The following is a 24,922-nucleotide window of genomic DNA, read 5'->3' on the forward strand; positions in this document are numbered from 1 at the left end:
TATGTGCAGATGCGGCGGGCGCAGGGTGCGCCGATGGTGTCGGTGGCCTGGGGCGCGTGGGCAGGTGCCGGACTCGCCGACACCGAACTGATCCACTCCATCCATCGGCGAGTCGGCGTCGGCGCCATGGATCCGGCGGTGGCGGTCACGGCACTGGAACACGTACTTGACGACACCTACGTGGCGGTCGCCGACATGGACTGGCCCCGGGTTGCGGAACTCGGCCTCGGGGGACGATGGCTGGCTGAACTGCCCGAAGCCAAGGCGGTGTTGGCCGCCGACATGGTGAACGGCGATTCCCCCTGGCTGCGTGATCTGCGGCAGGCTCCACCGGACAAGGAACCGGCGATGGTGCTGGCGATGGTCCGTGAGCAAGCCGCGATGGTGCTCGGGCACGCCGGCGCGGGGAAGATCGACGAGGGAACCGCCTTCCGTTCCCTCGGGTTCGATTCGCTGACCGCAGTCGAACTGCGCAACCGGATGGCCGCGGTGACCGGCCTGTCGCTGCCGGCGGCGCTCGTATTCGACTATCCGACACCGGCCGACCTCGCCGGATACCTCCACACGCGACTATCCGGTGACGCCAATGACGTCGGGCCGTCCATCTTGGACGAACTCAGCCGCCTGGAGAACTCCCTGTCGAAGCTGACCGCCGAGCATTTCGACTCCGAGGCGGGCGACGTGGGCTTCCACGACGAGGTCAGCGGCCGGCTGAAGGCGTTGACGTCCGCCTGGCACAACCTCCAAGGGGCCAACGGCGACGGGGACGTGCAGGGCCAGCTCCAGCGCGCCTCGGACGACGACCTCTTCGACTTCATCGACAACCGGTACGGCAAGGCATGAGGACTCCTCGCGCTCTTCACGAAGGAATGGGTGATCGGTAGTGAACACCGAGGACAAGCTCCGCGAGTACCTGAAGCGCGTCACGGTGGATCTGCACGAGACGAGTTCGCGCCTCGCCGAGGTGGAGGAGAAGTCTCGCGAGCCGATCGCGATCGTGGGAGTGGGCTGCCGTTTCCCGGGCGGAGTGGACTCGCCGGAGGAGTTGTGGAGGCTGCTGGCCGCTGGCAGGGATGCGATCGGCGCACTCCCCACCGATCGTGGCTGGGAGGCGGCCGGGGTCGACGACCCGCAGGCCGGATCCGAATCGCAGGCCGGATACGCCCCGGTGGGAGGCTTCGTCACCGACGCGACCGAGTTCGACGCGGGATTCTTCGGCATCTCGCCGCGTGAGGCCCTGGCGATGGATCCGCAGCAGCGACTGGCACTTGAGACGGCATGGGAAGCGCTGGAGCGGGCCGGGATCGACCCCGACTCGCTGCGGGGCAGTGCGACCGGTGTGTATCTCGGCACCAATGGTCAGGACTACGCCACGATGGTCGCTGACGGACCGGTCGCCCGCGAGGGTCACACCGGAACCGGCAATGCGGCGAGCGTGATGTCCGGCCGGGTGGCCTACACGCTCGGACTGGAAGGTCCTGCGGTGACCTTGGACACCGCGTGTTCGTCGTCGTTGGTGACGATGCACCTGGCAGCGCAGGCGTTGCGTTCCGGTGAGTGTTCGATGGCGCTGGCCGGTGGTGTCACGGTGATGTCCACCCCCGGTGTGTTCGTGGAGTTCTCGCGGCAAGGCGGGTTGGCCGCTGACGGTCGTTGCAAGCCGTTCGCTGATGCGGCTGATGGCACCGGTTGGGGTGAGGGTGCCGGGGTTCTGGTTCTTGAGCGGCTGTCGGACGCCCGTCGGCGTGGGCATCGAGTGCTTGCGGTATTGCGTGGCAGTGCGGTCAATCAGGACGGTGCGTCGAACGGTCTCACCGCGCCGAACGGACCGGCTCAACAGCGAGTGATCCGGGCGGCGTTGACGAGCGCCCGCCTGACCCCGTCCGATGTGGACGTCGTCGAGGCGCACGGTACGGGTACGAAGCTCGGCGATCCGATCGAGGCGGACGCGCTGCTGGCGACGTACGGCCAGGACCGCTCGGCTGACCGGCCGTTGTGGCTGGGTTCAGTGAAGTCGAACATCGGGCACACCCAGGCCGCCGCCGGTGTGGCGGGCATCATCAAGATGATTCTGGCGATTCAGCACCGTGTGCTGCCTCGTACGTTGCACGTGGACGCTCCGTCGTCACACGTGGACTGGTCGGCCGGCGCGGTGAGGTTGCTGACCGAAGAGATGCCCTGGCAGGTTGATGACCGTCCTCGGCGGGCCGGCGTGTCGTCGTTCGGTATATCCGGCACCAATGCCCACTTGATCATTGAGGAACCGGAACTCGACCCGGAGCTCGACTCGGACCTGGAGCGGGAGACGGAACCGGGGACCGAGTCGGCTGTCGAGTCGCAGCCGGTGGTCTCGGTGGTGCCGTGGCTGCTGTCTGCCAAGTCACCGGAGGCGTTGCGGGATCAGGCTGCTCGGCTGGCCGACTGGGCCGCCGAGTACCCGGAGACGGATGCGGTCGCGGTGGGGCGTGCGTTGGCCACGAGTCGGTCGGTGTTTGAGCATCGGGCGGTGCTGTTGGGACGTGACCGGCAGTCGTTGGTGGACGGTGTGCAGGCGCTTGCTGGGGACCGGTCGGGTGTGGGGGTGGTGACTGGCCTGGCGGGTTCGGGTCGGTTGGCGGTGGTGTTCTCGGGTCAGGGGAGTCAGCGCCTTGGCATGGGGGCGGAGTTGGCGGCTGCGTTCCCGGTGTTCGCGGATGCGTTTGATGAGGTGTGTGGGGAGTTGGACCGGCATTTGCCGCGTCCGTTGCGGGATGTGATCAGTGGTGAGCCGGGTCCGGGTCTGTTGGACGAGACTCTGTATACGCAGGCGGGGTTGTTTGCGGTGCAGGTGGCGTTGTTCCGGTTGGTGTCGTCGTGGGGTGTGGTGCCGGAGTGGGTGGCTGGTCATTCGATCGGTGAGTTGAGTGCCGCGTATGTGGCGGGTGTGTGGGATCTGGCGGATGCGGCTGCGGTGGTTGCGGCGCGGGGTCGGTTGATGCAGGAGTTGCCGTCCGGCGGTGCGATGGTGGCGCTGTCGGCGAACGAGGCCGAGGCAGTTGAACTGATCGGCGAGCACGCAGGCGTGGGTCTGGCGGCGGTCAACGGGCCGGCGTCGACGGTGATTTCCGGTGCTGAGGACGCTGTCGAGGAGTTGGCTCAGCGGTGGCGTGATCAGGGTGGTAAGGCGCGGCGGCTGAAGGTGAGCCACGCTTTCCACTCCCCGTTGATGGAGCCGATGCTCGATCCCTTCGCGCGCGTGCTGGAGCAGGTGACCTTCCGGGAGCCTCGCATACCCGTGGTGTCCGGCACGCCGGACGCGGATGTCTGTGATCCGGCGTACTGGGTGCGGCATGTCCGCGACACGGTGCGCTATCACGACGCGGTCCTCAAACTGCGTGAACACGGCGCTGACCTGTTCGTGGAGGCGGGCCCGTCAGGGACGTTGAGTTCGATGGCCGGGGCGGACAGCGGAGTGTGGCTGCCGTTGTTGCGCGCTGAGCGCGACGAGGTGGAGACGGCGGTGGCCGCGCTCGCCGGGCTGCACACCCACGGCTCCACCGTGGACTGGTCGGGGCTGCTGGGTACAGACACGCGACCGGTGTCATTGCCGACGTACGCCTTCCAGCGCGAGCGCTTCTGGCCTGCCGTGACCCCTCGCGCCGGGGACGTGCGGGCGCTGGGCCAGGGCGAGGCCGGGCACCGACTGCTGGGTGCGGCGGTGGCGCTGGCCGGCGGGGACGCGGTGGTGCTCACCGGGCGGCTGTCGCTGTCCGCGTATCCGTGGCTGGCTGATCACGCGGTGCTGGGGTCGGTGCTCCTGCCCGGGACGGCGTTCGTGGACCTCGCGGTGCACGCTGGTGACTGGGCCGGCTGTCCGGTGCTTGAGGAACTGACCCTTCAGACTCCGCTGCTGCTCCCTGAACAGGGTGGTGTGCAGGTACAGATCCGAGTCGCCGAGCGTGATGAGCACGGTCGCCGGGATGTCGGCGTCTTCTCCCGTCATGGTGATGAGGACGAGTGGGTTCAGCACGCCGATGGTGTGCTGAGCGCTCTGACAGCCCCCGCGCCGGTGTGGACGGGTGCCTGGCCCCCGTCAGATGCGGTGTCGGTGCCGGTGGACGGCGTCTACGAGCGCCTGGCCGCCGACGGTTATGGCTACGGGCCGGTGTTCCAGGGCGTACGAGCGGTGTGGCGGGCCGGTGCTGAGGTGTTCGCGGAGGTGGCTCTGCCTGAGCGGACCGATGTGGATGGTTTTGGTGTGCATCCGGCGCTGCTGGACGCGGCCCTGCATCCGATCGGCTTGACCGCTCTCGCTGACGAGTCCGGCGATGGTGGTGTGCGCCTGCCGTTCGCGTGGAGTGGGGTGCGGCTGTTCGCCACGGGCGCGTCGATGTTGCGGGTCAGGTTGTCGCAGCGCGAGGACGGCGGGGTCGCGGTCGCTGCATTCGACCCGGCCGGGCAGCCGGTGTTCGCCGCGGATTCCTTGCGGCTGCGCCCGATCGGCACCGATGCGGTCGTCTCGCGGGCCGGCCAGACCTCCCGGCTGCTGTACGGCGTGGACTGGACGCCGCTGGCCGACTTGGCGACCACTACGACGGCCGAAGTGGTGGAGTGGGCCTGGCACGGTCGGGCCGAGGGTGGACTGCCTGCGGTGGTGGTGGCTCAGGTCCCGGCCGGTGGTGGTGGGGGGCCGGAGTCCGTGCATGAGGTGACCGGGACGGTGCTGGGGTGGTTGCAGGAGTGGTTGGCCGACCCCGCTGCCGAGGATTCCAAGTTGTTGTTGCTCACGCGGGGTGCCACGGATGGGAGTGATGTGGCTGCCGCTGCGGTGACGGGGCTGGTGCGTTCCGCGCAGTCGGAGCATCCCGGGCGCTTCATCCTTCTGGATGTTGAGGCTGACACTGATCTTGATGCCGTGCTGCCCGTTGTGGTGGGTAGTGGTGAGCCCGAACTGGCTGTGCGTGTGGGTGTGTTGCGTGTGCGGCGGTTGGTGCGCGCTGCCGGGGGGTTGGTTGTGCCGGGTCGGGGGCGGGGTGACTGGCGGCTGGATGTGGTTGAGCGGGGCAGTCTGGATGATCTGGTGGTGGTGGGGAGTCCGTCTGGGGTGGGGGCGTTGGCGCCTGGTGAGGTGCGGGTGGGTGTGCGGGCGGCTGGGTTGAACTTCCGGGATGTGATGGTGGGGTTGGGTCTGTATCCGGATGCGGGTGCGGTGATGGGTGGTGAGGCTGCTGGTGTGGTGGTTGAGGTGGGTGAGGGTGTGTCGGGGTTGGTGGTGGGTGATCGGGTGTTCGGTGTGTTTGCTGGTGCGTTGGGTCCGTTGGCGGTGACGGATCATCGGTTGGTGGTGAGGGTGCCGGAGGGGTGGTCGTTCGCTCGGGCGGCGTCGGTGCCGATTGTGTTTTTGACGGCGTTTTATGCGTTGCGGGATTTGGCGGGGGTGCGGGGTGGTGAGCGGATTGTGGTTCATGCCGCGGCGGGTGGGGTGGGTATGGCGGCGGTGCAGTTGGCCCGGTTGTGGGGGTTGGAGGTGTATGGGACGGCGAGTGTCGGGAAGTGGCCGGTGTTGCGTGGCCGGGGTTTTGATGAGGCGCATCTGGCGTCCTCGCGGGACTTGGACTTCCGTGACGCGTTCCGGGCTGCGACGGGGGGTCGTGGTGTGGATGTGGTGCTGAACTCTCTGGCCGGGGAGTTCGTGGACGCGTCGCTCGATCTGCTCGTCGAGGGCGGCCGGTTCATCGAGATGGGCAAGGCTGACGTGCGTGACGCGGCTGCGGTCGCAGCTGGGCATCGGGGCGTGAAGTATCGCGCCTTCGATGTGATGGAGGCGGGGCCGGAGCGGATTGGTCAGATGCTGGCCGAGATTGTTGAGCTGTTTGGTTCGGGGGTGCTGGAGCCGCTTCCGGTGACGGTGTTTGAGACGGCTGCGGCGGTGGAGGGTCTGCGTCATCTTCAGGCCGGGCGGAACGTGGGCAAGGTGGTCCTGCGGCTGCCGGCGAGTCTTGACGCGCGGGGGACCGTGGTGATTACCGGTGGCACGGGCGGGCTGGGTGCGACGCTGGCCCGCCACCTGGTCACCGGCCACGGGGTGGAGCACCTGTTGCTGCTGTCCCGCCGGGGGACCGAAGCGCCGGGCGCGGAGCTACTGGCTGCCGAACTGGCTGAGTTGGGTGCCCAGGTGTCGATTCTGGCGTGTGATGTGTCCGACCGTGACACTGTGGCGGCGGCGCTGGGCACCGTACCTGCCGAGCATCCGGTGTCGGGTGTGGTGCATGCGGCTGGTGTGCTCGATGACGCGACCATCGAGTCGCTGACTCCGGAGCGCCTGGCGGTGGTGCTGCGCGCCAAGGTGGACGCGGCGTGGCATCTGCACGACCTGACCAGGGGTCTGGATCTGGATCTGTTCGTGATGTATTCGTCAGCGGCGGCCACGCTCGGGCAGGCGGGGCAGGGAAGTTACGCGGCGGCCAATGCCGCGTTGGACGCGCTGATGGTGCAGCGGCGGTCGGCCGGTCTGACCGGGCAGTCGTTGGCGTGGGGGTTGTGGGAGCAGACCTCGGGTATGACCGGGTCGCTGGACGAGGCGGATCTCGCCCGGCTGGCGCGGACCGGGGTTCGGGCGCTCTCCGACGAGCAGGGCTTGGCGCTGTTCGACGCGGCGACACGCCTCGACCGGTCGCTCGTCGTGGCGGCAGGGCTGGACGTTGCCACGATGCGCGCCGCCGGGGCTGCTGGACCGCTGCTGAACGGGCTCACCGGGGGCTCGGCGCTCCGGGTCGCCGCCACCACCGCGGCCGGTGACGGTGAGCTGGCCGCCAGGCTGGCCGCGTTGCCGGTGGAAGAGCGCCACAACATGGTGCTGGAGCTGGTGCGTACCCAAGCGGCCGTAGTCCTGGGACACAGCGGAGTGGGCGCGGTCGACGCCGATGCCGCGTTCCGCGACGTGGGCTTCGACTCGCTGACGGCAGTGGAACTGCGTAACCGCCTCACCGCCGCGACCGGACTACGACTGCCCGCCACCCTCGTCTTCGACTATCCGACATCGCGCCTGCTGGCAGGGTTCGTGCTGGCCGGCGTCATGGGCGAGCAAGGGGACGCCGTTGCCGTATCCGGGGCAGTGGCCCTCGGCACCGACGATGACCCGATCGCGATCGTCGGGATGGGGTGCCGGTTCCCGGGCGGCGTGGATTCCCCCGAGGCGCTGTGGGAGCTGCTGGTCGCGGGTGGCGAGGGCGTGGTGGAATTCCCGACCGATCGGGGTTGGGATGTGGAGGGGCTGTACGACCCCGACCGGCTGCGCCCGGACACCAGTTATGCCCGGCACGGCAGCTTCCTGGCGGAGGCGGGAATGTTCGATCCCGAGTTCTTCGGTATCACTCCTCGTGAAGCCATGGCTATGGATCCGCAGCAGCGGTTGGTGCTGGAGACGGCGTGGGAGGCACTTGAGCGGGCTGGGATCGTTCCGGAATCGATCCGTGGTTCGGACACCGGTGTGTACGTGGGCGCCGGCTCGGCGGAGTACGGCTCGGTGCTGGCGTCAGGTTCCAGTGATGTCGCCGGGCACGTGCTGACCGGTAACGCCGGGAGTGTGGCGTCGGGCCGGATCGCTTACACGCTGGGTCTGGAGGGCCCGGCGGTGACGGTCGATACGGCGTGTTCGTCGTCGTTGGTGGCCGTGCACTTGGCGGCGCAGGCGTTGCGTTCGGGTGAGTGCTCGATGGCCTTGGCCGGTGGTGTGACGGTGATGTCCACCCCCGGTGTGTTCACGGAGTTTTCGCGGCAGGGTGGGCTGGCTGCGGATGGGCGGTGCAAGCCGTTCGCTGATGCTGCGGATGGCACCGGGTGGGGTGAGGGTGCGGGGGTTCTGGTTCTTGAGCGGTTGTCGGATGCCCGTCGGCGTGGGCATCAGGTGTTGGCGGTGCTGCGTGGGAGTGCGGTGAATCAGGACGGCGCGTCGAATGGTCTGACCGCGCCGAACGGTCCGTCTCAGCAGCGCGTGATCCGGGCGGCGTTGGCGAGTGCCCGGTTGTCCTCCGCCGATGTTGATGTGGTGGAGGCGCACGGTACCGGGACGCGGCTGGGTGACCCGATCGAGGCGCAGGCGCTGCTCGCTACGTACGGCCAGGGGCGTCCGGAGGGGCGGCCGTTGTGGCTGGGTTCGGTGAAGTCGAACATCGGCCACACTCTTGCTGCGGCGGGTGTGGCAGGGATCATCAAGATGGTGCTGTCGATGAGGCATGGGGTGTTGCCTCGTACGTTGAATGTCGACGCGCCGTCGTCGCATGTGGACTGGTCGGCGGGCGCGGTGGAGTTGCTGACTGAGGCGGTGCCGTGGGAGACCGATGGTCGTCCGCGTCGGGCGGGTGTGTCCTCGTTCGGTATCTCCGGGACGAATGCGCATCTGATCTTTGAAGAGGCTGAGCCTGAGCCCGAGTTGGTGTCGGCGACGGAACCGGACGAGGTTCCGAGTGGGGTGGTGCCGTGGTTGCTTTCGGGGAAGTCGGCGGAGGCGTTGCGGGAACAGGCTGTTCGGCTTGGTGAGTGGGCTGCTGATCGGTCGGAGATGGATCCGGTCCTGGCGGGGCAGTCGTTGCTTGCGTCGCGTTCGGTGTTTGAGCATCGGGCGGTGGTGGTGGCGGAGGACGTGGCGGGGTTTGTTGCTGGTCTTCGGGATGTGGAGTCGTCGTCTGCGGTGGTTCGTGGCGTGGCGACGCAGGATGCTATGGGACCGGTGTTTGTGTTCCCGGGGCAGGGCGCGCAGTGGGTCGGTATGGGCCTGGAGCTGTGGGACTCCGAGCCGGTGTTCGCCCAGTGGATGGAGCGGTGCGGGGCGGCGCTGGAGCCGCTGGTGGAGTGGTCGCTTCGCGACGCCCTTGCTGATCCGGTGTTGTTGGGGCGGGTTGATGTGGTGCAGCCGGTGTCGTGGGCGGTGATGGTGTCGCTGGCCGGGCTGTGGGCTTCTGCGGGTGTCGCTCCGTCGGTCGTCGTAGGTCACTCGCAGGGTGAGATTGCCGCCGCGACGGTGGCGGGCGGTCTGTCGTTGGAGGACGGCGCACGCGTGGTGGTGCTGCGCAGCCGGGCGATCGTGGCACTGGCCGGTTCGGGCGGGATGGTGTCGGTTCCGGCCCCGCTCGGTCAGGTCGAGGAGTGGATCGCCCCGTGGGAGGGGCTGTCGGTGGCGGCGGTCAACGGCCCCGCTCAGGTGGTGGTCTCGGGTTCCGCGACAGCCTGTGATGAGTTCGTGGCGCGGTATGCCGGTGAGAATGTGCGGCGGATCGCGGTCGACTACGCGTCCCACTCGGCCCAAGTGGAGTTGATCGAGGAGCAGTTGGCTGCCGATCTGGCCGGGCTCATGCCGGTGAGTGGTCGGGTGCCGTTGTATTCGACGGTGGACGGCGCAGTGGTCGATACGGCGGGGCTCGACGCTGGGTACTGGTATCGGAATCTGCGTCAGCGGGTACGTTTCGCCGAGGTCGTCGAGTCACTGGTGCAGGCCGGGCATCGTACGTTCGTCGAAGTCAGCGCCCACCCCGTCCTCTCCATGGCCGTCGAGCAGGCCGGCGAGGACCTGACCGTCACGGGCACGTTGCGCCGGGACGACGGCGGCCGGGGCCGCTGGCTGCGCTCACTCGCTCGTCTTCATGTCGCGGGCGTAACGGTGGACTGGACCACCCAGCTCGGTTCGCAGTCCCCTGCCGATTTGCTCTCGCTGCCTACCTACGCGTTCCAGCATCAGCGGTTCTGGCCCGAGATGTCGCACCCGAGCGCCGACAGCGTTCTTGACGGAGTGGACGCCGAGTTCTGGCAGGCGGTCGAGCGTTCGGACGGTGCGGCTCTGGCCACCACTCTGCGGGTGGACGAGCACGAGGTGACCTCCGTGCTCCCCGCTCTGACCGCTTGGCGCCGGGAGCGGCAGGATCGCCAGGCGATCGACAATTGGCGCTACCGAGTCGAATGGGCGCCCCTGTCGGGATCGCGGCCTTCGGCGCTGAGCGGTTCCTGGCTCGTGCTGCACCATCCGGACGTCGCTGGATGGGCCGGCCAGGTGGCCGGGGCGCTGACCGATCAGGGCGCCCGATCACTTCCGATGGCCGTGCCCGGTGACCGTACAGCCGTCGCCGAAACCGTCCGCGCCGCCCTGACCGAAGCGGACCTTGCCGGTGTGGTGTTCCTGCCCGGCGACGCACCCGTGAAGGAACTTCTGGCGGTCCTCCAGGGCCTGGACCAGGCCGGGTTGACGCAGCGGTTGTGGATGCTCACCCGTGGCGCGGTCCGGGTTGACGGCGCCGACGGGTCGGGTGATCTCGACGCAGCCGCGGCGTGGGGCCTGGGCCGGGTGGCGGCACTGGAGTACCCGACGTGGTGGGGCGGGTTGATCGATCTGCCGCCGGCCGAAGCCGATTCCGAAACCGATTCCGAAACCGATTCTGCAACCGCATCTGCTACCGCGCCCGATTCCGCAGCCGCGCTCGACGAGGTGATCTGGCGGCGTTGCTGCGCGGTCCTGACCGGTTGGGACGCCGAGGACCAGGTCGCCGTGCGCGCCAGCGGCGTGTACGGGCGCCGGCTCGTGCCGGATCTCGACTCCGCCCCCGACTCCGGCCAGCCGTGGGTCCCGGCGGGCACTGTCCTGGTCACCGGTGGCACCGGCGGGCTGGGGGGTCAGGTCGCGCGCTGGCTGGCAGATCAGGGTGCCGAGCACATCGTGCTGACCTCGCGGCGCGGCACGCTGGCCCCTGGTGTGGCGGAGCTTGTGGACGAACTGACCGCCGAGGACCGCGTACGGGTCACCGTCCTGGGCTGTGATGTGGCCGACCGGGACGGCCTGGCCACAGCTCTGTCCGGTGTGGGGCGGATCGATGCCGTGGTCCACGCCGCCGGTGTCGGTGAGATGATCCCGATCACGGAGATCGATCCGGATGCCGTGGACCAGGTTCTGGCGGCGAAGGTGGCCGGGACTCTGAACCTGCACCAGCTGCTCGTACAGGATGCCGAACGTCCGCTGGACGCGTTCGTGCTGTTCGCTTCGGGCGCCGGTGTGTGGGGTGGCGGTGGGCAGGGGGTCTACGCGGCGGCCAACGCGTTCCTCGATGCGTACGCCCTCCGGGAGCGTGTTGCCGGGCGCGCGGTGACGAGCGTGTCCTGGGGGCTGTGGGGCGGGCCGGGGATGGCCGGTGCGCAGGAGAGCCAGGCGATGAAGCGGCGCGGGGTGCGGTCGATGCAGCCGCAGCGTGCGCTCCGCGCGCTGGCTGAGTCGGTGGGTCGGGGTGAGGCGTGCGTGACGGTGACCGATATGGACTGGTCCCGCTTCGCTGCGGCGTTCACTTCCGCGCGACCCAGTCCGCTGCTGGGGCAGATTCCGCAAGCACAGGCTGCCGTGGCCGATACGGGCTCGACGAGGGACGAGGACACCGCTCTGGCCGCCCGACTGCGGGTGTTGCCGGCCGGCCGGCGTCGGCAGACAGTGCACGAGCTGGTGCTGGCTCATGCGGCAGTGGTACTTGGGCATGGCACCGCGCCGGACGGGCTCGCGTCCGGTCAGGCGTTCCGTGAGCTGGGCTTCGATTCCGTGACCGCGGTCGAGCTGCGCAACCGGTTGGTGGAGGCGACGGGGCTCTCGTTGCCGGCGACGCTGGTGTTCGACTACCCGAACGCGGATGTGCTGACGGACTTCCTGCTGGGAGAGCTGCTCGGCTCCGAGGACGCGACGGCCGCGATGTCCGAGCCCGGTTCGACGGTGGCGGCGGCGGTGTTGGACGAGCCGGTCGCGATCGTGGGTCTGGGATGTCGTTTCCCTGGCGGAGTCGACTCGCCCGAGGCACTGTGGGAATTGCTGACCGAGGGCACGGACGCGATCGGCGCGTTCCCCGGGAACCGCGGCTGGGACGCGGCCGGGCTGGACGACCCGCAGGCTGATTACGCACGTGTGGGCGGCTTCATACCTGATGTGACGGATTTCGACGCGGGCTTCTTCGGTATCTCGCCGCGTGAGGCCGTGGCGATGGATCCGCAGCAGCGGCTCGTACTGCAAACGGCGTGGGAGGCGCTGGAGCGGGCCGGGATCGCGCCGGATTCGCTGCGCGGGTCGGACACGGGTGTGTATGTGGGTGTGGGTGGTTCGGAGTACGGCTCGGTGCTGGCATCGGGATCTCACGGCACCGAAGGGCATTCGCTGACCGGCAGCGCGGTGAGTGTGATGTCCGGCCGCGTCTCTTACACGTTGGGCTTGGAGGGCCCGGCGGTCTCGGTGGATACGGCGTGTTCGTCGTCGTTGGTGGCGGTGCATCTGGCTGCGCAGGCGTTGCGGTCGGGTGAGTGTTCGATGGCGCTGGCCGGTGGTGTGACGGTGCTTTCCACCCCTGGGGTGTTCGCCGAGTTCTCGCGGCAGGGTGGGCTGGCTGCGGATGGGCGGTGTAAGCCGTTCGCTGATGCTGCGGATGGCACCGGGTGGGGTGAGGGTGCGGGTGTGCTGGTGCTGGAGCGGTTGTCGGATGCGCGTCGGCGTGGGCATCGGGTGTTGGCGGTGCTGCGTGGGAGTGCGGTGAATCAGGATGGTGCGTCGAATGGTTTGACGGCGCCGAATGGACCGTCTCAACAGCGGGTGATTCGGGCGGCGTTGGCGAGTGCACGCCTGTCCGTGTCGGATGTGGATGTGGTCGAGGCGCACGGTACGGGTACGAAGCTGGGTGATCCGATCGAGGCGCAGGCGTTGCTCGCGACGTACGGTCAAGGGCGTCCGGAGGGGCGGCCGTTGTGGCTGGGGTCCGTGAAGTCGAACATCGGGCACACTCAGGCGGCTGCTGGGGTGGCCGGGATCATCAAGATGGTCCTGTCGATGCAGCATCGTGTGTTGCCGCGTACGTTGCATGTGGATGCGCCCTCGACTCATGTGGACTGGTCGGCGGGTGCGGTGGAGTTGCTGACTGAGTCGGTGCCGTGGGAGACCGATGGCCGTCCTCGTAGGGCAGGTGTGTCCTCGTTCGGCATATCGGGAACGAACGCGCATCTGATCTTTGAAGAGGCGGAGTCCGAGCCTGAGTTGGTGTCGGCGACGGAACCGGACGAGGTTCCGGGTGGTGTCGTGCCGTGGTTGTTGTCGGCGAAGTCTGCGGAGGCGCTACGGGAGCAGGCGGCCCGACTCGGTGAGTGGGTCGCTGACCGACCGGGGGCCGATCCAGTGCTGGTGGGGCGCTCGTTGGCTACGACCCGTTCGGTGTTCGAGCATCGGGCGGTGGTCCTGGGCCCGGATGCACAGACGCTGAGGGACGGTCTGTGGACGCTGGCCGAAGGTCGGCCGGGTGCGGGTGTGCTCACCGGCCCGGCCGGCACTGGGCGGCCGGCCATGGTGTTCTCGGGTCAGGGCAGTCAACGGCTGCGTATGGGTGCGGAGTTGGCGGCTGCCTTCCCGGTGTTTGCTGAGGCGTTCGATGAGGTGTGTGGGGAGTTGGACCGGCATTTGCCGTGTCCGTTGCGGGATGTGATCAGTGGTGAGCCGGGTCCGGGTCTGGACGAGACGTTGTATACGCAGGCGGGTTTGTTTGCGGTGCAGGTGGCGTTGTTCCGGTTGGTGTCGTCGTGGGGTGTGGTGCCGGAGTGGGTTGCTGGTCATTCGATTGGTGAGTTGGCGGCTGCTCATGTGGCGGGTGTGTGGGATCTGAAGGATGCGGCTGCGGTGGTCGCGGCGCGGGGTCGGTTGATGCAGGAGCTGCCGTCGGGTGGCGCGATGGTGGCGCTGTCGGCGAGCGAGGCCGAGGCGCTTGAGCTGATCGGTGAGCAGGCCGATGTGGGCCTGGCGGCGGTCAATGGGCCTGCCTCGACGGTGATTTCCGGTGCTGAGGACGCTGTGGAGGAGTTGGCTCAGCGGTGGCGTGACCAGGGTGGTAAGGCCCGCCGCTTGCGGGTGAGCCACGCTTTCCACTCCCCGTTGATGGAGCCGATGCTTGATCCGTTCGCGCGCGTGCTGGAGCAGGTCACCTGGCGGGAACCTCAGTTCCCTGTGGTGTCCGGTGTGCCGGATGCGGATGTGACTGATCCGGGGTACTGGGTGAGGCATGTCCGGGAGACGGTGCGTTTTCACGACACGGTTCTGAAACTGCGGGATGAGGGGGCAGGTGTCTTCCTGGAGGCGGGTCCGACCGGCACGTTGAGTTCGATGGCCGGGGCGGACGGTGGGGTGTGGCTGCCGTTGCTGCGTGAGGGCCGTGACGAGGCGGAGACGGCGGTGACCGCGCTCGCCGGGCTGCACACCCACGGCTCCACCGTGGACTGGACCGCGCTCCTCGGTGCCGAAAGTACCTCGACCAGTGCGGTGTCGTTGCCGACGTATGCGTTTCAGGGGGAGCGTTTCTGGCCGGCGGTGACGCGTCGGGTGGGGGATGTGCGGGGGTTGGGTCTGGGGGAGTCGGGTCATGGGCTGTTGGGTGCGGTGGTGGCCCTGGCGGGTGGTGATGCGGTGGTGCTGACAGGGCGGTTGTCGCTGGCGTCGTATCCATGGCTCGCCGATCACGCTGTGCTCGGCTCCGTGCTGCTGCCGGGGACGGCGTTCGTGGATCTGGCGGTGCATGCCGGTGACCGCGCCGGGTGTCCGGTAGTGGAAGAACTCACCTTGCAGGCGCCGATGTTGCTGCCTGGGCAGGGCGGTGTGCAGGTTCAGGTACGAGTCGCCGAGCCCGGCGGAGATGGTCGCCGGTCGGTCGGGATCTTCTCCCGTATCGATGATGATGACGAGTGGACCCAGCACGCCGACGGTCTGGTGAGTCCACGAGACATAGCCGCTCCGGTGTGGTCCGGCGCGTGGCCACCGCCTGATGCTCGCCGGATGCCTGTGGACGGTGAGTATGCGCGCCTGGCCGAGGAGGGCTACGGGTACGGCCCGGCCTTCCAGGGCCTCCGCGCGGTCTGGCGGTCCGGTAGTGAGGTCTTCGCGGAGGTGGCACTGCCCGAGGGCATCGACGTGGACGGCTTCGGCGTACACCCGGCCCTCCTGGACGCGGCGCTTCATCCGATCGGTCTCACCGCACTGGCGCAGCCGGGCGAAGGCGTCAGTCTGCCGTTCGCGTGGCATGGCATTCGGCTGCACGCCACCCGCGCGTCGGTGCTGCGCGTGCGGTTGTCCCCGCGCGAGGACGGAGGCGTCGCGGTCGCGGCATTCGACCCCGCCGGGCAGCCGGTGTTCAGCGCGGACTCCCTGCGGCTGCGTCCGATCGCTCCCGAACTGGCCCCCGGGGCCGGTGTGTCGGCCAAGTCGCTGTTCGGAGTGGACTGGGTCCCGTTGGCCGATCCGGGTGTCACCACGGAGGTGGAGTGGGCCTGGCACCGCCAGGTCGACGGTGACGTGCCCTCGGTGGTCGTGGCTCAGGTCCCGACCGGTTACGGCGAGGGCCCGGAATGGGTGCACGCGGTCACATCGACGGTTCTCGGCTGGTTGCAGAACTGGTTGTCTGACCCGGCCAACGAGGACTCCCAGCTGATTCTGCTTACCCGGGGCGCGCTCGATGGCAGCGATCTGGCGGCTGCTGCGGTGAGCGGTCTGGTGCGTTCGGCGCAGTCGGAGCACCCTGGGCGTTTCGTCCTTCTGGATCTCGACACGGATCTGGATCTTGATGCCGTGCTGCCTGCGGTGGTGGGTAGCGGGGAGCCGGAACTGGCGGTGCGGTCGGGTGTGTTGTCCGCGCGGCGTCTCGTACGCGCCGCAGGCGGACAGCCGGCGCCGGTGGCATCGGATCGCCTGGCAGAGGGCACGGTGGTGATCACTGGTGGTACCGGTGGTCTGGGTGCGTTGTTGGCGCGGCATCTGGTGCATGCTCATGGGGTCGGTCATCTGTTGCTGTTGTCGCGGCGGGGGATGGCTGCTCCGGGGGCTGTTGAGCTGGCCTCGGAGCTGGGTTCGCGGGTGTCGATCGTGGCGTGTGATGTTTCTGACCGGGGTGCGTTGGCGGCGGCATTGGAAGCGGTACCGGCGGAGTTCCCGGTGTCGGGTGTGGTGCATGCGGCCGGTGTTCTCGACGACGCGACGATCGAGTCGCTGACTCCGGAGCGGCTGGCCGTGGTGCTGCGGGCGAAGGTGGATGCTGCATGGCATCTGCACGAGTTGACCCGTTCCGGCGATCTGGGTCTGTTCGTGGTGTATTCCTCGGCGGCTGCCACGCTCGGCTCGGCCGGGCAGGGAAGCTACGCAGCGGCGAACGCCACTCTTGACGCGCAGGTGGAATTCCGGCGGTCGGCCGGTCTGACCGGGCAGTCGCTGGCCTGGGGGCTGTGGGAGAAGCGCTCGGGAATGACCGGCGAACTGGACGAGACGGATCTCGCCCGGCTGAGCCGAGCCGGCCTCCACGCTCTCTCGGATGAACAGGGCCTGGCGCTGTTCGACGCGGCAGTGCGCCTGGACCGGCCACTGGTGGTGGCGGCCCGGCTGGACATGGAGCGTATGCGAGCTGCCGGAACGGACTCCCCGCTACTGCGCGGCCTGGTCGGAGGGGCGGCACGCCGTACCGCTGCCACGGTTGTCACCGGCGAGGGCGAGTTGGTCGGCCGGCTGGCGGCGCTGCCGGTGGAAGAGCGACTCGGCGCGGTGCTGGAACTGGTACGTGCCCAGGCCGCGACCGTCCTCGGCCACGCCACGGCCGACGGGGTCGAGGCGGATGCGGCATTCCGTGACCTGGGCTTCGACTCGCTGACGGCGGTGGAACTGCGTAACCGTCTCTCCGCCGTCACCGATCTGCGGCTCCCCGCGACGATGGTGTTCGACTATCCGACAGCGTCCGTACTCGCCGAATACGTCCTGACGGAACTTCTCGGAGCGAGCACCGACGCATCGAACGCGGCACCGGTCGCGACGTTGCCGGCAGTGGCTGATGAGCCGATTGCGATTGTTGGGATGGGGTGTCGTTTTCCGGGTGGGGTTGATTCTCCGGAGGCGTTGTGGGAAATGCTGGCCGCCGGTGGTGAGGGGGTGGCGGAGTTCCCTGCTGATCGGGGTTGGGATGTGGAGGGGCTTTACGACCCGGATCGGTTGCGTTCTGGTACGAGTTACACCAAGCACGGTGGTTTCTTGTTGGGTGCGGCGGAGTTCGATGCGGGGTTCTTCGGGATTTCGCCGCGTGAGGCGGTGGGGATGGATCCGCAGCAGCGGATCGTTCTGGAAACGGCGTGGGAAGCGCTGGAGCGGGCGGGGATTGTCCCGGACTCGCTGCGTGGCTCGGACACCGGTGTGTACGTCGGCCTGATGTACCACGACTATGCGACTCGAACAGCGATGAATCCGGCTGAGAGCGAAGGATTCGGCAGTACTGGAAATTCGGGGAGTGTGGCGTCGGGCCGGATCGCTTACACGCTGGGTCTGGAGGGCCCGGCGGTGACGGTGGATACGGCGTGTTCCTCGTCATTGGTGACGGTGCACTTGGCCGCACAGGCGCTGCGTTCTGGCGAGTGCTCGATGGCGCTCGCCGGCGGCGTCACGGTGATGTCCACCCCAGCGGTGTTCACGGAATTCTCGCGACAGGGTGGGCTGGCCGTTGATGGGCGGTGCAAGCCGTTCGCGGATGGGGCTGATGGCACTGGGTGGGGCGAGGGCGCGGGTGTGCTGGTGCTGGAGCGGTTGTCTGACGCGCGGCGGCACGGTCATCAGGTGTTGGCGGTGCTGCGTGGCAGTGCGGTGAATCAGGACGGCGCGTCGAATGGTCTGACCGCTCCGAATGGTCCCTCTCAACAGCGGGTGATCCGGGCGGCGTTGACGAGTGCTCGGTTGTCTTCGGCCGATGTTGATGTGGTGGAGGCGCACGGTACGGGGACGCGGCTCGGTGATCCGATCGAGGCGCAGGCGTTGCTGGCGACGTACGGCCAGGACCGGCCGGCTGACCGGCCGCTGCGGTTGGGGTCGGTGAAGTCCAACCTGGGGCATACCCAGGCGGCTGCCGGGGTGGCCGGGATCATCAAGATGGTGCTGTCGATGCAGCATGGGGTGTTGCCGCGTACGTTGCATGTGGATGCGCCGTCGTCGCATGTGGACTGGTCGGCGGGTGCGGTGGAGTTGCTGACCGAGTCGGTGCCGTGGGAGACCGATGGTCGCCCGCGCCGGGCAGGTGTCTCCTCATTCGGCATATCCGGAACGAACGCCCATCTGATTCTTGAGGAGCCTGAACCTTCATCGGCTACTGAGGTCGATGAAGCTCCGGAGAGCGGTGTGGTGCCGTGGCTTCTTTCGGGCAAGTCCGCGGAGGCGCTTGAGGGGCAGGCTGTTCGGCTGGGTGAGTGGGCTGCTGACCGGTCGGAGATAGATCCGGTCGTGGTGGGGCGGTCGTTGGCTACGTCGCGTTCGGTGTTTGAGCATCGGGCGGTGGTGGTGGCGGAGGATGTGGCGGGGTTTGTTGCTGGTCTTCGGGATGTGGAGTCGTCGTCTGCGGTGGTTCGTGGCGTGGCGACGCAGGATGCTATGGGACCGGTGTTTGTGTTTCCGGGGCAGGGTGCGCAGTGGGTGGGGATGGGGTTGGAGTTGTGGGGCTCCGAGCCGGTGTTCGCGGAGTGGATGGAGCGGTGTGGGGCGGCGTTGGAGCCGTTGGTGGACTGGTCGTTGCGGGATGCGCTTGCTGATCCGCTGTTGTTGGCGCGGGTGGATGTGGTGCAGCCGGTGTCGTGGGCGGTGATGGTGTCGCTGGCCGGGTTGTGGGCTTCTGTGGGTGTGGTTCCGTCGGTCGTGGTGGGTCACTCGCAGGGTGAGATTGCCGCGGCGACGGTGGCGGGCGGTCTGTCGTTGGAGGATGCGGCGCGGGTGGTGGTGTTGCGGAGTCGGGCGATCGTGGCGTTGGCGGGCTCTGGTGGGATGGTGTCGGTTCCGGCGCCGCTTGATCAGGTCGAGGAGTGGATTGCCCCGTGGGAGGGGTTGTCGGTGGCGGCGGTCAACGGCCCCGCGCAGGTGGTGGTCTCGGGTTCCGCGTCGGCGTGCGACGAGTTCGTGGCGGCCCATGCGGCTGAGGGAGTGCGGCGGATCGCGGTCGACTACGCGTCTCACTCGGCTCAAGTGGAGTCGATCGAGGCTCAGTTGGCCGCTGATCTGGCCGGCCTCGTGCCGGTGAGTGGTGGGGTGCCGCTGTATTCGACGGTGGACGGGGCTGTGGTCGATACGGCGGGGCTGGACGCTGGTTACTGGTATCGGAATCTGCGTCAGCGGGTGCGGTTTGCCGAGGTCGTCGAGTCACTGGTGGAGGCCGGGCATCGTACGTTCGTCGAGGTCAGTGCCCACCCGGTTCTCTCGATGGCCGTGGAGCAGGCCGGCGAGGGCCTGACGGTCACCGGCACGTTGCGCCGGGATGACGGCGGCCGAGGCCGCTGGCTGCGCTCACTCGCAAGCCTCCACGTCACGGGCGTAGCCGTGGACTGGACCACGCAGTTCGGTGCTGAGAGCACGAGTACGAATACGAGCCCGGTGTCGTTGCCCACGTACGCGTTCCAACATCAGAGGTTCTGGCCTTCACTGACTCAGCGGGCCGGGGATGTACAGGCCCTGGGGCAGGGTGAGTCCGGGCATCCGCTGCTTGGCGCCGTTGTGACGCTTGCCGGTGAGGACAAGGTGCTTCTGACGGGGCGGTTGTCGTTGTCGGCGTATCCGTGGCTGGCTGATCACGCGGTGCTGGGATCGGTGCTCCTGCCGGGCACGGCTCTGCTGGATCTGGCGGTTCATGCGGGTGACCGTGCCGGGTGTGCGGTGGTGGAGGAGCTGACTCTTCAGGCTCCGTTGGTGCTGGCTGAGCAGGGCGGGGTGCAGGTTCAGGTGCGGGTCGCCGAGCCTGACGGTGCCGGTCGCCGAGGGGTGGGGATCTTCTCTCGTCACGGCGACGAGGACGAGTGGGTCCAGCACGCTGATGGTGTGCTGAGCGCGCAGACAGCACCCGTTGAAGTATGGGCCGGTGCCTGGCCCCCACCGGAAGCACGGCCGATGTCGCTCGATGGAACGTACGAGCGCCTGGCCGAAGAAGGATATGGCTACGGTCCGGTGTTCCAGGGAATGCGCGCGGTCTGGGAGTCCGGCACTGAGGTGTTCGCGGAGGTGGTTCTGCCTGACCAGACCGAGGTGAATGGTTTTGGTGTGCATCCGGCGCTGCTGGACGGGGCCCTGCATCCGATTGGTCTGACGTCGTCGGCGGCGTCGGGTGAAGAAGGTGTTCGGCTGCCCTTCGCGTGGAGTGGTGTGCAGGTGCACGCCACGGACGCGTTGGTGCTGCGGGTTCGGTTGTCGCGTCGGGAGGACGGCGGGGTCGCCGTTGCTGCATTCGATCCGGCCGGGCAGCCGGTGTTCAGCGCCGAGTCGCTGATGCTGCGACCGCTCACCGCGGATCTGTCCTTGGTCGGCGCGGGGGAGACGGCTCGGTCGCTGTTCGGGGTCGACTGGGAACCGCTCACTGAACCGACCGCCACCGAGAAGGTGGACTGGGCCTGGTACGGCCAGACTCAAGGCGAGGTGCCCGCGGTCGTGGCAGCCCGAGTCGGTACGGGCTCTGGTCTGGAGTCGGTGCATGAGGTGACCGGGGTGGTGCTGGGCTGGTTGCAGGAGTGGCTGGCCGATCCTGCAACTCAGGACTCCCGACTGGTGCTGATCACGCAAGGTGCGGCTGACGGGAGTGATCTGGCCGCTGCTGCGGTGACGGGGCTGGTGCGCTCTGCGCAGTCCGAGCATCCAGGCCGGTTTGTTCTCCTGGACGCAGAAGTGGGCGCTGATCTCGATGCCGTCCTGCCTGCGGTGGTGGGTAGTGGTGAGCCCGAACTCGCCGTGCGTGGCGGTCTGTTGCAGGTGCGGCGTCTGGTGCGTGCCGTGGGTGCCGGTCGGCCGGCGTCGTCGGATCGGGTGGCTGCGGGCACCGTGGTGATCACCGGTGGGACCGGTGTGTTGGGAGCGATGCTGGCCCGCCATCTGGTGACCGTCCACGGTGTGCGTGATCTGCTGCTGTTGTCCCGCCGAGGGATGGATGCCCCGGGCGCGGATGAACTGGCCGCCGAGCTGCATGAGTTGGGCGCGCGGGTATCGGTTAAGGCGTGTGATGTGTCCGATCGCGAGGCCCTGGCAGCGGTACTTGCCGAGCATTCGGTGTCGGGTGTGGTGCACGCGGCCGGTGTGCTCGACGACGCGACCATTGAGTCGCTGACTCCGGGGCGGCTGGCCGTGGTGCTGCGGGCGAAGGTGGACGCGGCGTGGCATCTGCACGAGCTGACCCGTGCCGACGATCTGGGTCTGTTCGTGGTGTACTCCTCGGCGGCGGCCACCCTTGGCTCGGCCGGGCAGGGAAGTTACGCGGCGGCCAATGCCGCGTTGGATGCTCTGATGCAGCAGCGGCGGTCGGCCGGGCTGGTCGGGCAGTCGATGGCGTGGGGGCTGTGGGCGCAGAGCTCGGGAATGACCGGGGAGCTCGACTCCACGGACCTGGCCAGGCTGGCGCGAACCGGGGTTCGGGCGCTCTCCGACGAGCAGGGCCTGGCGCTGTTCGACGCGGCTGTCCGCCTGGACCGGCCGCTGGTCGTGACGGCGCGGCTGGACGTGGCAGCCATGCGGGCCGCCGGAAGCGGCTCGCCCTTGCTCCGCCGGCTGACCGGCGGTCCGGCACGCCGCGCCGCCGCCACCGCTTCTGCCGATGGAGGCGAACTGGCGACCCGGCTCGCGGCGTTGCCGGAGGAGGAGCGGCACGGGGCGGTTCTGGAGCTGGTGCGTACCCAAGCGGCCACCGTCCTGGGCCATGCCACCGGCGGAAGCGTCGACGCTGAGGCGGCCTTCCGTGATCTGGGCTTTGACTCTCTGACGGCTGTCGAACTGCGTAACCGTCTCACCGCCGTGACCGGGCTACGACTGCCGGCCACCCTGGTCTTCGACTACCCGACCGCCTCCGCGCTGGCCGCGTACGTGCTGGCGGAGCTTCTCGGGAGGGGAGACAAGTCGCCGGTCGTCGTGTCGGTGCCGATTCCCGACGAGCCGGTGGCGATCGTGGGCATGGGGTGCCGGTTTCCCGGCGGGGTGGACTCTCCGGAATCGTTCTGGGAGTTGCTGCGCGAGGGCGCGGACGCGATCGACGGACTGCCCGGCGATCGTGGCTGGGATGTCGCCGGACTGGGTGACTTCGCACGGGTAGGCGGATTCGTCGCCGATGCGGCGGAGTTCGATGCGGGGTTCTTCGGGATTTCGCCGCGTGAGGCGGTGGCGATGGATCCGCAGCAGCGGTTGGTGCTGGAGACGGCGTGGGAGGCGTTGGAGCGGTCGGGGATTGTGCCGGATTCGCTGCGTGGCAGTGCTACTGGTGTCTATCTCGGGTTGATGTATCACGACTACGCGGCCCAGGCGGCGTTGAGTCCGGGCGACAGCGACGGATTCAACGGCACCGGCAGCTCGGGGAGTGTGGCATCGGGTCGCGTGGCCTACACGCTGGGTCTGGAGGGTCCTGCGGTGACCGTCGACACGGCATGTTCTTCGTCATTGGTGACGGTGCATCTGGCCGCGCAGGCGTTGCGTTCCGGTGAGTGTTCGTTGGCGCTCGCCGGTGGTGTGACGGTGATGTCTACCCCGGGTGTGTTCACGGAGTTTTCGCGGCAGGGTGGGCTGGCTGCGGATGGGCGGTGTAAGCCGTTCGCTGACGCTGCGGACGGGACCGGTTGGGGCGAGGGCGCCGGGATCCTTGTACTGGAACGACTGTCCGACGCGCGGCGGCACGGTCATCAGGTTTTGGCGGTGCTGCGTGGCAGTGCGGTGAATCAGGACGGCGCGTCGAACGGATTGACAGCGCCGAATGGTCCGTCTCAGCAGCGGGTGATTCGGGCGGCGTTGGCCAACGCGCGGCTGTCCTCCGCTGATGTGGATGTGGTCGAGGCACATGGCACCGGTACGACGCTGGGTGATCCGATCGAGGCCCAGGCGTTGCTGGCGACCTATGGTCAGGATCGGTCGGCTGATCGGCCGCTGCGGTTGGGGTCGGTGAAGTCGAACATCGGGCACACCCAGGCGGCGGCCGGGGTGGCCGGGATCATGAAGATGGTGCTGGCGATGCGGCACGGTGTGCTGCCGCGTACGTTGCATGTCGATGCCCCGTCGTCGCATGTGGACTGGTCGACGGGTGCTGTGGAGTTGTTGACCGAGTCGGTGCCGTGGGAGACCGACGGTCGCCCGCGCAGGGCAGGTGTCTCCTCGTTCGGCATATCCGGCACCAACGCACACGTGATTCTCGAAGAGCCCGAACTCTCGGCGGATTCCGAGGCCGATGGCCCCGTCAAGGGCGGCGTGGTTCCTTGGTTGTTGTCGGCGAAGTCGGCGGAGGCGCTTGAGGAGCAGGCTGTTCGGCTGGGTGAGTGGGCTGCTGATCGGTCGGAGATAGATCCGGTCCTGGTGGGGCGGTCGTTGCTTGCGTCGCGTTCGGTGTTTGAGCATCGGGCGGTGGTGGTGGCGGAAGATGTGGCGGGGTTTGTTGCTGGTCTTCGCGACGTGGGGTCGTCGTCTGCGGTGGTTCGTGGCATGGCGGCGCAGGGTGCTTTGGGTCCGGTGTTTGTGTTTCCGGGGCAGGGTGCGCAGTGGGTGGGGATGGGGTTGGAGTTGTGGGCCTCCGAGCCGGTGTTCGCGGAGTGGATGGAGCGGTGTGGGGCGGCGTTGGAGCCGTTGGTGGACTGGTCGCTTCGTGACGCGTTGGGTGATGAGGAACTGCTGGCCCGGGTTGATGTGGTGCAGCCGGTGTCGTGGGCGGTGATGGTGTCGCTGGCCGGGTTGTGGGCTTCTGCGGGTGTGGTTCCGTCGGTGGTGGTGGGTCATTCGCAGGGGGAGATTGCCGCGGCGACGGTCTCCGGCGGTCTGTCGTTGGAGGACGGCGCACGTGTAGTGGTGCTACGCAGCCGGGCGATCGTGGCACTGGCCGGTTCGGGCGGGATGGTGTCGGTGCCGGCGCCGCTCGGTCAGGTCGAGGAGTGGATCGCCCCGTGGGAGGGGCTGTCGGTGGCGGCGGTCAACGGGCCCGCCCAGGTGGTGGTCTCGGGGTCCGCATCTGCGTGCGACGAGTTCGTGGCCCGGTATGCCGGTGAGAATGTGCGGCGGATCGCGGTCGACTACGCGTCCCACTCGGCCCAAGTGGAGTCGATCGAGGAGCAGTTGGCCGCTGATCTGGCCGGCCTCGTGCCGGTGAGTGGTGGGGTGCCGTTGTATTCGACGGTGGATGGGGCGGTTGTTGATACGGCGGGGCTTGATGGCGGGTACTGGTATCGGAATCTGCGTCAGCGGGTGCGTTTCGCCGAGGCCGTCGAGTCACTGGTGGAGGCGGGGCATCGTACGTTCGTCGAGGTCAGCGCCCACCCCGTCCTCTCCATGGCCGTGGAGCAGGCCGGTGAGGATCTGACCGTCACGGGCACGTTGCGCCGGGATGATGGCGGCCGGGGGCGGTGGCTGCGCTCACTCGCCCGTCTCCATGTCGCAGGCGTGGCCGTGGACTGGACCACCCAGCTCGGTGGCGCGGGTCGCGTCACGGACCTGCCGACGTATGCGTTCCAGCGTGAGCGGTTCTGGCCTGAGGGGTTGGGTCGGGGTGTTGGTGGTGGTGTGGTTGATGGTTTGGGTGTTGATTTCTGGGATGCGGTGGAGCGGGAGGATGTGTCGGTGGTGTTGCCGGTGTTGGCGTCGTTGCGGGAGCGGCGGGTGCGTTCGGTGGTGGATGGGTGGCGTTATGGGGTTGGGTGGTCGTTGCTGCCGGAGGGGTCTGGGGGCGTGCTGGGTGGTGTGTGGGCGGTTGTGGCTGTTGAGGGGGCTGGTGATGATGTCGCGGCGGGTCTGGTGTCGGGGGGTGCCGAGGTGGTGCGGGTTGATCTTGATCGGGTTGGTGAGTCGGGGTTGCGGGATGTGGGGGTGTTGGCTGGTGCGGTGGTGGTGGTTGGTGAGGGTCGTGAGTGTGCGGGGCAGTTGTTGGCGGTTGCTCAGGTGTGGGGTTCGGTGCCGTTGTGG

General features: G+C 68.3%; 2 protein-coding genes. Both read left to right on the forward strand.

Annotated elements, in window-relative coordinates; genetic code table 11:
• Nucleotides 1–843 (forward strand): phosphopantetheine-binding protein (locus ACFYNU_RS37975; RefSeq protein ID WP_388768633.1); only part of this gene is annotated, 843 nt, incomplete at its 5' end.
• A 40-nt stretch (nucleotides 844–883) separates the two neighbouring features.
• Nucleotides 884–24,922 (forward strand): type I polyketide synthase (locus tag ACFYNU_RS37980; RefSeq protein ID WP_388768635.1); only part of this gene is annotated, 24,039 nt, incomplete at its 3' end.

Source organism: Streptomyces sp. NPDC006643 (assembly GCF_042870175.1).
Classification (GTDB): domain Bacteria; phylum Actinomycetota; class Actinomycetes; order Streptomycetales; family Streptomycetaceae; genus Streptomyces.